The 10,546-nt window shown below is 37.7% G+C and carries 14 protein-coding genes; all 14 read left to right on the forward strand.

Features of this window, described 5'->3' with window-relative positions; translation table 11 throughout:
- Nucleotides 1-10: 10 nt before the first annotated feature.
- The 14 genes from KBP50_RS03170 to KBP50_RS03235 all read left to right on the forward strand — a co-directional run bounded on the left by KBP50_RS03170 (nucleotide 11) and on the right by KBP50_RS03235 (nucleotide 10,539).
- Nucleotides 11-1,456, forward strand: a complete 1,446-nt coding sequence (locus KBP50_RS03170) for a phage portal protein (RefSeq protein ID WP_050349944.1) — start codon at nucleotides 11-13, stop codon at nucleotides 1,454-1,456.
- Nucleotides 1,449-2,372 carry a minor capsid protein gene (locus tag KBP50_RS03175; RefSeq protein ID WP_050349945.1) on the forward strand — a complete coding sequence of 308 codons (924 nt, stop codon included), beginning with the start codon at nucleotides 1,449-1,451 and terminating at the stop codon, nucleotides 2,370-2,372. Before KBP50_RS03170 ends, KBP50_RS03175 begins: the two co-directional genes overlap by 8 nt.
- Nucleotides 2,373-2,445: 73 nt before the next feature.
- Nucleotides 2,446-2,709 (forward strand): DUF6275 family protein, encoded by a 264-nt coding sequence (locus KBP50_RS03180; protein WP_050349946.1) that lies wholly within the window; start codon nucleotides 2,446-2,448, stop codon nucleotides 2,707-2,709.
- A 206-nt stretch (nucleotides 2,710-2,915) separates the two neighbouring features.
- Nucleotides 2,916-3,518, forward strand: a complete 603-nt coding sequence (locus tag KBP50_RS03185; protein ID WP_050349947.1) for a DUF4355 domain-containing protein — start codon at nucleotides 2,916-2,918, stop codon at nucleotides 3,516-3,518.
- Between the two features lie 13 nt (nucleotides 3,519-3,531).
- Nucleotides 3,532-4,443 (forward strand): phage major capsid protein, encoded by a 912-nt coding sequence (locus KBP50_RS03190; protein WP_050349948.1) that lies wholly within the window; start codon nucleotides 3,532-3,534, stop codon nucleotides 4,441-4,443.
- A gap of 96 nt (nucleotides 4,444-4,539) precedes the next feature.
- Nucleotides 4,540-4,986: an Ig-like domain-containing protein gene (locus tag KBP50_RS03195; protein ID WP_050349949.1), complete on the forward strand. Its 447-nt coding sequence runs from the start codon at nucleotides 4,540-4,542 to the stop codon at nucleotides 4,984-4,986.
- A 1-nt stretch (nucleotide 4,987) separates the two neighbouring features.
- Nucleotides 4,988-5,323: a phage head-tail connector protein gene (locus KBP50_RS03200; RefSeq protein ID WP_050349950.1), complete on the forward strand. Its 336-nt coding sequence runs from the start codon at nucleotides 4,988-4,990 to the stop codon at nucleotides 5,321-5,323.
- Nucleotides 5,320-5,631, forward strand: a complete 312-nt coding sequence (locus KBP50_RS03205; RefSeq protein WP_050349951.1) for a hypothetical protein — start codon at nucleotides 5,320-5,322, stop codon at nucleotides 5,629-5,631. The genes KBP50_RS03200 and KBP50_RS03205 overlap by 4 nt, the downstream gene beginning before the upstream one ends.
- A complete protein-coding gene (locus tag KBP50_RS03210; protein ID WP_050349952.1) occupies nucleotides 5,628-5,951 on the forward strand; it encodes an HK97-gp10 family putative phage morphogenesis protein in 324 nt (107 codons plus the stop codon). Before KBP50_RS03205 ends, KBP50_RS03210 begins: the two co-directional genes overlap by 4 nt.
- Before the next feature lie 4 nt (nucleotides 5,952-5,955).
- Nucleotides 5,956-6,345, forward strand: a complete 390-nt coding sequence (locus tag KBP50_RS03215) for a hypothetical protein (RefSeq protein WP_050349953.1) — start codon at nucleotides 5,956-5,958, stop codon at nucleotides 6,343-6,345.
- Between the two features lie 11 nt (nucleotides 6,346-6,356).
- Nucleotides 6,357-6,857, forward strand: coding sequence for a phage major tail protein, TP901-1 family (locus KBP50_RS03220; protein WP_050349954.1), 501 nt, complete (start codon nucleotides 6,357-6,359; stop codon nucleotides 6,855-6,857).
- A 142-nt stretch (nucleotides 6,858-6,999) separates the two neighbouring features.
- On the forward strand, nucleotides 7,000-7,353 hold the full coding sequence (locus KBP50_RS03225) for a tail assembly chaperone (protein WP_050349955.1): 354 nt from the start codon (nucleotides 7,000-7,002) through the stop codon (nucleotides 7,351-7,353).
- A 116-nt stretch (nucleotides 7,354-7,469) separates the two neighbouring features.
- Nucleotides 7,470-7,724 carry a hypothetical protein gene (locus KBP50_RS03230; protein ID WP_210967616.1) on the forward strand — a complete coding sequence of 85 codons (255 nt, stop codon included), beginning with the start codon at nucleotides 7,470-7,472 and terminating at the stop codon, nucleotides 7,722-7,724.
- Nucleotides 7,717-10,539 (forward strand): phage tail tape measure protein, encoded by a 2,823-nt coding sequence (locus KBP50_RS03235; protein WP_050349957.1) that lies wholly within the window; start codon nucleotides 7,717-7,719, stop codon nucleotides 10,537-10,539. Before KBP50_RS03230 ends, KBP50_RS03235 begins: the two co-directional genes overlap by 8 nt.
- Nucleotides 10,540-10,546 lie beyond the last annotated feature (7 nt).

Below are 10,546 nucleotides of genomic sequence, written 5' to 3' on the forward strand. Positions count from 1 at the left end.
GAGGAGCAGGATGAACGGATTTGAAACAGACACAAACAGAACAACAACTACAACAAGGTTTCCTGATAATGCAAACAAACACTTAACATATGAAAATCTTGAAAAGCTGTTAGAAAACCTTAGTGACTTGCAAGAATTAATAGCAACGCACGAGGGTTCACAAGTGCCTAGATTAAAGACGTTAGAAAACTATTACCTTGGCAAAAACGAAAAAGTGCTTAATCGTACTAGAAAAGAAGAACATTTATCTAATCACAAGGCAGCACATGCTTTTGCTAGAGATACAAGTCAATTTATACAAGGATATATGGTTGGTGTGCCTATCAAGGTGGAAGCTCCAGAAGAAAGCGCAGGGGAATTAATCACTGAAATAAATCGTGATAATGATGCGGATGCGCATAATAGCGAATTAACGTTAGATTTATCTATTTACGGTAGAGCGTATGAGTTGCTGTTTAGGAGCAAACAAGACGTTACTAGATTTGTTTTAGTTGATCCTAAGCATACATTTGTGATTTACGACGAAACGGTCGAACAAAACCCAATTGCTGGCGTTTATTATTTTCGTGATGACAACGGTAATTTAAAGATCAATTTGCACACGGAAAATAACGTTATAGAGATAGAAGAAGTTAACGGAAAGTTAGAGATAACTGACCAAAAGCCGCATGGTTTTGAAGGAATAACTATTATTGAGTATGCAAATAACCGTTTCAGACAAGGGGATTTTGAACCAGTCTTAACACTAATAGATTTGTATGATTCAGCACAATCTGACACAGCTAACTATATGACTGATTTAAATGATGCTATGTTAAAAATAACAGGTAATCTAGATATAGACGTAGATAGAGCCAAGTCAATGCGTGACGCTAATATACTTTTTCTAAAAACCGAAAACGGGGTAGAGGGCGGTTCGAGCAACGCAGATGCGGACTATATCTATAAAAAATACGATGTAGCAGGCGTTGAAAAATATAAAGACCGCATACAAAACGATATACACAAATACACAAACACACCTAATCTAAACGACGAGAGCTTCGCAGGCGTCCAATCTGGCGAAGCGATGAAATATAAGTTATTTGGATTAGAGCAAGTGAGAGCAACAAAAGAGCGCTTTTTTAAACGCTCTATGCGCCAAAGGTATAGGTTGATTAGCAATATATCTAAAACGTTGCGTGATGGTGATTTTGACGCAAACGACTTAACAATAACGTTTACACCTAACTTACCTAAGTCTATTAAAGATGAGGTGGATATTTTCAATGCTTTAGGTGGTCAGTTATCTGACGAAACAATGTTGAGTTTGTTGTCATTTGTGGACAGCCCGCAAGAAGAATTAGAAAGAATAGAAAAGGAATCACCACAACAGAACGCGTCCGCTTATGGAAATTTCGGCGCTGAACAATTCAGCAACGCCGAACAGTCACAAGAAGTGATAGAAAATGAATAATTACTGGCGTAAAAGAGAAGAAAAACACATACGAGAAAATCAAATGAATGACGCTCGTATAGCAAAGCGATTAGCCGAAAAACACGAAGAAGCTATGCAGGAAATACAAAAGGAAATAGAAGCTTTTTACGGTCGTTATGCAGATCGTGAAGGTATAAGTATGGATATAGCTAGAAAACGTGTTAACAAGCTTGATATTGACGAATACGCAAAGAAAGCTAAAAGGTATGTGAAAGAAAAGAACTTTACTCCAAAAGCTAACGAAGAAATGCGTTTGTATAACGTCACCATGAAAATTAATCGTCTGCAATTACTGAAAGCTTATGTAAGACTTGAATTAATTGGAATGACTAGTCAAAACCAACGAATCATAGAAGAAGAAATGATAAAGAACGTTCTAAAAGAGTATGAAAGACAAGCTGGCATATTAGGCAAATCGCTCATGTACAATGAAAAGAAAGCGAAGGTAATAGTCAATGAATCTTTTTTGAGCTCTACATGGTCTGAAAGGTTGTGGGGAGATCAAGAAGCGCTAAGGGAAGAATTAGACATACTACTCAATAAAGGCGTTAGACAAGGGAAACACCCTACTGTTTTAGCGAAAGATTTAAGAAAAAGGTTTGATGTAAGCCGATTTAACGCCGAAAGATTATTGGTCACTGAATTAGCTAGAGTTGATACATCTGTACAGAAAGACAGCTTTAAACAAGGCGGATACGATCAATACGAATATGTAGCTAAAATAGACGACCGCACCACTAAAAAGTGCAGGGGATTAGACGGTAAAATATTTAACGTAAAGGATATGCAACCGGGGGAAAACGCACCTCCCATGCATCCGTTTTGCAGATCGTCTATTGCTGCATATGTATCGAGGGAAGAATTTGAAGCTGATTTAGTAAGAAGGGGTCTATGATTAAATAAAACTCGTCTTTAGCCAATAGACGTTATAAACAGGGCTATTTATTATGCGATAAAGGAGAAATGACATGGACAGCCAAAAATTTATTGATATATGCAAAGAATTAGTAGTTAACTACACCAATGAACATTTAGATAAAAGTGACAACAAACAGATCACCACTCAAGATGTTTTTGTAGTGTGGAATTGCAAAACCTTACAGAACAACAAAGCATTGTTAAGTACTGTTTTATTTGACGGTATGTATTACGAATTGACCCATAACGGAGATAAGCAAGAAATATATTTTGATGCTTACAAGAAATGGGAGAATAAATGCATTGAAGTTTAGCGGTCACTTGTTTTTGGGATGTCCTAGATATGACATTAAAAGGTCTATTTATTATGCAAAAATCAATCGTACATGGGTGTTTGCAACTTAATAGAGTAAATGCATTAAACGGTCGTACACGGGCTTATATAGCGTGTGTGGGGCTTTTTTAATACATTGAAATATTAAGCGAATAATGCGTATGTGGGATAGGAGGAAAAACGAAAATGAAAAAACCTATAAAACTATTAAAAATGAATTTGCAGACTTTCGCTGATCCAGAAGGAACGAAAGAGAACACCGAGGAAACTGACGCTACAAAAAATGAAGAAAAAACCAACGTAGAACTAACGGAAGAAGAATTGCGAAAGAAAATCGAATCTGAATCAGATAGAAAACTGCAAAGTGCTTTACAAAAGAAAGAACAAGAGTGGGAAACAAAAACACAGGAAGCTATCGAGAAGGCTTTAGAAGAAGAAAAACGCTTGTCTAAGCTATCTGAAAAAGAGCAAGAAGAAGAACGCATGACCAAGCGCGAAAAAGAATTACAAGATCGCGAGAACGAACTAAAACGCAAGGAGTTAAAGGCGGAAGCAATTACGGACTTGAGCAATAAAGAACTACCGACTGAATTTGCTGACTTTTTACTTGCGGAAGATGCTGAAAAAACACTAGAAAACATCAACTCATTTAAAAAGGCGTTTGACACAGCTGTAAATAAAGCTGTTAAAGAAGAATTGCGCCAAGACTCACCTAACAGCGGAGCAGGAACAAGTAATAAAAACATTAAAAACATTGCTGAATTAGCAAAAGAAAATAGAATTATTTAGGAGGAATATTAACATGCCAACTTTTAACCCAGATCACGTAATGCTACAAGATGCAAAAACAGGTAAAATTCCACAAGAACAAGGAACTTTAATGCTTAGAGATGTTATGTCTAACTCAGTTATGATGCGTTTAGCGCAGTATGAGGAAATGACTAAGCAAGAAAAAGAATTCCAATACCTAGCTGAGGGCGTAGGCGCTTATTGGGTAGGTGAAGGTGAAGTGATCCGCACATCAAAACCACAATGGCTTACTGCTAAAATGGTTGCTAAAAAGTTAGGTGTTATCGTACCAGTATCCCGTGAGTTTTTACAATATACTCTATCGGGATTTTTTAATGAGGTTCGCCCTTTGATTGCAGAAGCTTTTTATAAGAAATTTGATGAAGCTACGATTTTAGGTGTGGACAATCCATTCCCGCAATCATTAGCACAGTCTATTACAACAGAAGGGCAATTAGCAGAGGGCGAAATAAACAGCGAAAACTTTTTTACTCTAACAGATTTTGTTAACGATGCAGGCTTTGACATAAACGCGTTTGTATCTAAAAAGCAAAACAGATCATTGCTACGTAATATTGTTGATGGCTACAAGCAAGAAGATGGAACAATTACAGACCCGCAACGTTTATACGACCGCACAAATAACACGTTAGATGGCTCACCAGTTGTAGACCTTGAATCAAATGAAATGAAAAAAGGTGAGTTGTTTGCAGGAAACTTTAACTATGTACGTTACGGCATCCCTTACAATCTTAATTATTCTATTTCAGAAGATGCCCAACTATCTTCTATTGTTGATGAAAATGGCGACCCTATCAATTTGTTTGAACGTGAATTGATTGCTATTCGTGCGAGTATGGACGTTGGTTTCATGGTTCTTAAAGATGATGCTTTTGCTAAAATTCAACCTGCAACTACTCCCTAATAGGCCCGTAAATCTATCGGTTAATTCCAAGACGGATACAACAGCAAGCCTTTTTTGGGAATAACCATAGACAGGGCTTTTTGAAAGGAGGATAACATGGTAACTTATAATGTTTATCGTGATGGTAGTAAAATAGCTAGTGGATTGACTGACAAAATTTATACAGATGATAGCTTAACCCCTAACACGCAATACCAGTACCAAGTTAGTGCTGAAAATTCAGCAGGCGAGAGTGAGTTATCTGATCCCGTAACTGTCAAAACGAATTACAGTGAACCGCAATCTATTGAAGTTAGCCCAAAAACAAACAACCTTGAAGTTGGTGCAGAACGTGTGTTAACAGCCACCGTATTGCCAGACACAGCAAAGCAAACCGTTGCGTGGGCAGTTGATAAAGATAACGTCGCTACTGTAGACAATAACGGCAAGGTGACTGCTATCGCCGCAGGAACTGCTACGGTGGCGGTTAAGTCAACCGAAAATGATGTGCAAGCAACGGCAACTGTTAATGTAACGGAACCGACACCAGAGGAAGGTGCTTAAAATGGTTGATGTTAAAGCGAATGTAAAAACAGTACTGGACATTAAGGACAACTTGCAAGACCCTGTCCTTGATGTCCTTATTAATAACGTAAGCAGTCATTTAAAAGCCTTATTAGGCAAAGATGAAATACCATCGTCGCTTAATTTTATCGTTGAGGAAATTACTATACGCCGATATAACCGTATTGGTAGCGAGGGAATGAAATCAGAATCTATTGAAGGTCACTCAATAAGTTTTTATGATTTAAAAGAGGAATTTACACCTTACGAAAGCATAATTGCAGCGCATAAAGAACCACCAGAAAAACCTGGTAGGGGAAAGGTGCTGTTTATATGAGATTTAACGATCGCATAACTCTTGTTAATCAAACCAATTCGTACTATGACCCTATAAAAGGAGAGTACGTGGACGGAGAAGTAATCGAAACTACCAAACCATGCAATGCGTCAACTTTAGGCATAGAGCGAACAAATGAATTGTTTGGAGAGATTGATAAAAAGATTGTTGTTGCTAGGTTGCAACGCCCTTATGTCGGAAAAGTAGATTACGCTTATATTAATGACGGCAGAAAAACCAAATATAAACCGCAACGCCAATCCGATTATAGGAAAGGCGTTTTTTATTTGGAAGGTGTATCTCAATGATTAAATTAAAAGGCATAGATGCACTTGAAAGAGGTTTAAAAGAGAGGGCAGAAGCTAAAGACGTACAAAAAGCAATACAAATCAATGCGTCCGAAATGCAAAGCAAAGCCCAAAACTATGCGCCTGTCAAAAGTGGTAACTTAAAACGCAAAATACAGATAGATGTACGCGGCTTGACTGGTCGAGTGGCTTCAACGGCGGAATACGCCCCTTACGTTGAGTGGGGAACTAGATTTATGGATGCACAACCTCATTTAAGACCTGCATACTACGAACAAATAGAACAATTTAAAAAAGATTTAGATAGATTAGTGAGGTGATTGTTTGGAAGAAAGAAAATCACCACAACAACAGTTATTTGATGAAGTATTTAAACGGTCTCTTTCGCTTGGATATAAAACGGTAGATTATTTGCCTGCCGATGATTATGGATTACCTTTTGTCCATATAGGCGAGCAATTCAGCCAAGACTTACGAACAAAGGATTTGCTTTATGGCAATGTACAACAAACAGTTAACGTTTACCACAATTATCGTAAAAGGCGAGAATTAACAACAATGGTAAACAACCTAAAGACTGCTTTCAGAAAAATGAAGCACACTGAAAACTTTTATGTAACAGTCAAAAACATTTCTGATAGATCCGTTCAAGAAAAAACAGGCACGGAAAGGTATTGGCGAGGAATCATAGAAATAGAATTTCAATTTCATTAGGAGGTAATAGCATGGCGGAAATGCAACAAGGAAAGAATAAGATATTGATGTTTCGCTTGTTGAAAGACCAATCAAAAGAAGCCGCAAAATTAGTATTTCAAACTGAACATACGTTTTCTTATTCGAGAGAATTAGATAAAATAATTACTAAAGATGGTGCTGTTGTGAAGGTTGGAGAATTAGAAACAGAGGTATCCATCGATGCTATTCAAGCGAAAGATGACCCTGTTAGCGATATGTTGCAAACATCTGTGCTCAAAGGTGAAAAACTTGAATTGTGGGAAGTAACGGTAGATGAGGAACTAAAAGATCAAGAAGGTAAATACCCTGCTGTATATTGTCAAGGCTATTTAGATAGTTGGGAGCCGACTGCATCGGCGGAGGATGAATCTGCTGTGTCATCTAACTTCATCGTTGAAATGGAACCACAGTTTGGGATGGCTACATTAACAGAAGAACAGCAACAAGCTGTGCAATATGCATTTAAAGACACAACAGCAGTAACACCCTAACAAGCCCGTAAACGTAAACGCTGATACTGTAACAGATAATAGCGTTTCGTTGTATTGGAGTTAATTTAGCGTTACGACAGGGCTTTTTATAATAGACGGAGCAGGAAATGCCTGCTCTATTTTATTTTTAGGAGGAATAAACATGAATCTAACTATTGGCGGAAAAGAATACGAATTGCGATTCGGCATGGACTTTATTAATACATTAGATAATATTTATACGCAGGAAATTGAAGGTATGCAATTCGGTATGGGTGTTGAATCGCTAGTTATGTATTTAAGTATGAAAAATCCTAGAGCGCTTTACAATGCAATTAAAGCGGGAGCTTCTTACTTAAATTCCAAACCTAGCAATCATGATATTGAAGTGTTCATTACCGAGAAAGCGAATAAGGACGAGTTAGGACCATTATTTGAAGCTTTTCAGAAAGCGTTAGAAGAAGCACCTTTATTGAAGCCGAAAATAAAACAGTTCAAAGCGAATCAACAGGCTTAACAAAGAAATCTTCTAACGCGACATATGAAGATATAAAGTTAAATTGTTTTAGGTATTTAGGGATTGAAACCTTACAAGAAATAAAGGTTATGGAATTCCCTGAATACTTATTGAGAATGAAAGCATATCGCCTAAAAAGAATTGATAAAGAACACGACATGCATTTACAAGCATGGTTAAACCATCAAGTTACATCAACGAAAGAGCAAGGTAAAAAACAAGTTCCTGTATTCAAGAGTTTTAAAGATTTCTTTGATTACGAAAAACGTATTGCGGAAGAAACAAAACCAAAACAATCCATATCTAAAAAAGCGAGAAATATGGCTCGCATCGCTTCTGTTGCTAATAGGAAGGGGGTAGAAAATGACTGAGAGTTATTCCGTTGAGGCTTTTCTTAAAGCTAATACGACAGGGTTTAATAAAGGTTTTAATGATGCTATTTCTGGATTGAAAAATTTCAAGAAAAATATTAGTAGCATAGACACCACGCCGATAAGAACAGCGGGAACCGCCCTGCAAAATGCTGGAAACAAAATGAAAGGCGTAGGAAATAGCATGAAATCAGCTGGGCGAAGCGCATCTATGTATCTAACCGCCCCCTTACTAGCCGCGGGAGGAGCGGCAATAGCAACGGGAGTTAGTTTTGATGATTCTATGGCTAGAGTGCAAGCTATTTCTGGTGCCACTGGCGATCAATTAGAGCAATTAAGAGATAAAGCAAAAGAAATGGGGGCTACAACTAAATTTAGCGCGAGTCAATCGGCAGAAGCATTAAACTATATGGCGTTGGCTGGTTGGTCAACAGAAGACATGCTTAACGGAATCGAAGGAGTCATGAGTTTAGCGGCGGCATCTGGCGAAGATTTGGCGTCTGTGAGTGATATTGTAACCGACTCTTTAACCGCATTTGGATTAGAAGCCAAAGATAGTAGCAGATTTGCTGACGTTTTAGCAGCAACTTCTTCAAACGCTAACACAAACGTTGCTGGATTGGGCATGGCTATGCAATATGCTGCTCCAGTTGCCGGTGCATTGGGATATAGTGTTGAAGATACTGCGACAGCTATTGGTTTAATGTCTAATGCTGGTATCAAAGGAGAAAAAGCAGGAACGGCATTAAGGTCAATGTTCACCAACTTGGCATCACCAACCAAAGCTATGAAAACCGCCATGGATGAACTGGGTATATCTATTAAAAACAGTGATGGCAGTATGAAGACGCTTGATGAAATAATGGGAGACCTCAGAACCTCGTTTAGCGGCCTAACAGATGATCAAAAAGCTTCTTATGCAGCTACTATTTTTGGTAAAGAAGCCATGTCCGGTGCACTAGCTGTGATAAACGCATCAGAGAAAGATTACAACAAATTATCTGACGCTATAAATAATTCTAGTGGGTCTGCCGAAAAAATGGCAGGCATAATGGAAGGTACATTAGGGGGGAAATGGAGAGAAATAAAATCTGGTATTGAAGGCTTTGCAATTAGTATATATGAAGTGATGCGACCTGCCTTAATGCAAGGTGCTGAAATGTTGCAAAATTTTATCACTTGGTTAAATAACTTATCTCCACAAGTTAAAATGGCTGCTGTTGTAATAGCTGGCTTAGTTGCTATCATTGGACCATTAGCAATAGTTCTTGGTACTGTAATCACTTTCGCTGGTATGTTTGTTGGTAGTTTAGGGACACTGATCGCAAGATTCGCCCCACTAATAGCGCAAACAACGGTTTTAAGAAATGTTTTGCTGGGTGTTATGCGAGTGTTTGCATTTATTAGCAATCCAATTACAGCTTTAGTTGCCATAATAACCACTATATTAATACCTGTTTTTATTAAGTTGTATCAAGAAAACCAAAAATTCAGAGAAATAGTTATGTTGGTTTGGAACCAAATTAAAACAGTTATTACCACAGTTGTGCAGACTGTGGTTGCTTTCGTTATGCAAATTTGGTCTACCTTAACAACCTTTTGGAATGAACATGGACAAATGATTTTGCAAGCAGCTATGAACGTTTGGAATGTTATAAAAACTGTGATAACAACCGTTATGACTGTGATTTGGACTATTATGCAAACTTTGTGGCCAGTAATAAAATCATTAATAGTTTCAACGTGGAATGCTATTAAAGGAGTTATACAAGGTGCTATTGATGTAATTTTAGGTATAATCCAGTTTTTTAGCGCTTTGTTTACCGGTAATTGGTCAGAAATGTGGGAAGCTGTAAAACGTATTGTGTCCGGTGCTGTAAAATTGGTTTGGAATTTTGTCCAACTTTGGTTCGTAGGCAAGATTTTAAAGCTAGGGAAAACCTTATTCAAAAGCTTAACAGGCATTGTCAAGAATCTTTGGAGTAAGGTGTCTGGATTTTTTAAAGGCGGAGTAACTAAAGCGAAAGACGTTGTATCAACCGGGTTCAACTTTATTAAAAGTAAAATTTCATCTATTATGAACGCTGTTAAGTCTGTCATTTCAAGCATTTGGAATGGGATTAAAAGCAAAATTTCAAGTGTGATGAATGCCATAAAGTCTATTATTTCGAGCATCTGGAATAGCATTAAAGGCGTAATAGCTAGGGTTGTTAATAGCATAAAATCAAAAGTATCTAATGTTTTTAACTCACTCAAGGGGGTTACAAGCAAAGCTTTTAACGCCGTTAAAAATGCAGTTAAATCCGGTATGGATAAAGCTTTAAACGTCGTGACCAACATAAAAGATAAGTTTTTAGACGCTGGTAAAAATATTGTTAAGTCTATTGCTAAAGGTATAACAGATTCGATCGGTAAAGTAAAAGATGCTATAGGCAAGGTAACAAGTAAAATACGCGACTTTCTTCCATTTTCTCCTGCAAAAGAGGGAGCCTTGCGTGACATCATGAAAATACAAATACCGCAATCTATAGCCAAATCTATTGATCGTGGCAGGGGTGTTGCGGTTAGGTCTATGGCAGGATTGACCGAAGCGATGAACAAAGAAATACAACCTAGTAATATAGCGTCACAAGTTGATAGAGTTAACAGGAGGTCGCACAACTCATTGCGATACGACTACACCAACGAATTGACCGTATCGAAACAACCAGCCTATATAAACGTAGCTATAGGCGGTCAAGAATTTAACACATTTGTTGAGGATATAACGCAAGTTCAAGACAGAAAAACAAGAGTAAGGAGATCATTTCAATAGGAGGTGC

Origin of the sequence: Virgibacillus pantothenticus (genome assembly GCF_018075365.1) — a bacterium.
GTDB lineage: Bacteria > Bacillota > Bacilli > Bacillales > Amphibacillaceae > Virgibacillus > Virgibacillus pantothenticus.

Coding starts and splice junctions, on each gene's coding strand:
- KBP50_RS03170 (WP_050349944.1), top strand. CDS start 11: ATGAACGGATTTGAAACAGACACAAACAGAACAACAACTACAACAAGG.
- KBP50_RS03175 (WP_050349945.1), top strand. CDS start 1,449: ATGAATAATTACTGGCGTAAAAGAGAAGAAAAACACATACGAGAAAAT.
- KBP50_RS03180 (WP_050349946.1), top strand. CDS start 2,446: ATGGACAGCCAAAAATTTATTGATATATGCAAAGAATTAGTAGTTAAC.
- KBP50_RS03185 (WP_050349947.1), top strand. CDS start 2,916: ATGAAAAAACCTATAAAACTATTAAAAATGAATTTGCAGACTTTCGCT.
- KBP50_RS03190 (WP_050349948.1), top strand. CDS start 3,532: ATGCCAACTTTTAACCCAGATCACGTAATGCTACAAGATGCAAAAACA.
- KBP50_RS03195 (WP_050349949.1), top strand. CDS start 4,540: ATGGTAACTTATAATGTTTATCGTGATGGTAGTAAAATAGCTAGTGGA.
- KBP50_RS03200 (WP_050349950.1), top strand. CDS start 4,988: ATGGTTGATGTTAAAGCGAATGTAAAAACAGTACTGGACATTAAGGAC.
- KBP50_RS03205 (WP_050349951.1), top strand. CDS start 5,320: ATGAGATTTAACGATCGCATAACTCTTGTTAATCAAACCAATTCGTAC.
- KBP50_RS03210 (WP_050349952.1), top strand. CDS start 5,628: ATGATTAAATTAAAAGGCATAGATGCACTTGAAAGAGGTTTAAAAGAG.
- KBP50_RS03220 (WP_050349954.1), top strand. CDS start 6,357: ATGGCGGAAATGCAACAAGGAAAGAATAAGATATTGATGTTTCGCTTG.
- KBP50_RS03225 (WP_050349955.1), top strand. CDS start 7,000: ATGAATCTAACTATTGGCGGAAAAGAATACGAATTGCGATTCGGCATG.
- KBP50_RS03230 (WP_210967616.1), top strand. CDS start 7,470: ATGAAAGCATATCGCCTAAAAAGAATTGATAAAGAACACGACATGCAT.
- KBP50_RS03235 (WP_050349957.1), top strand. CDS start 7,717: ATGACTGAGAGTTATTCCGTTGAGGCTTTTCTTAAAGCTAATACGACA.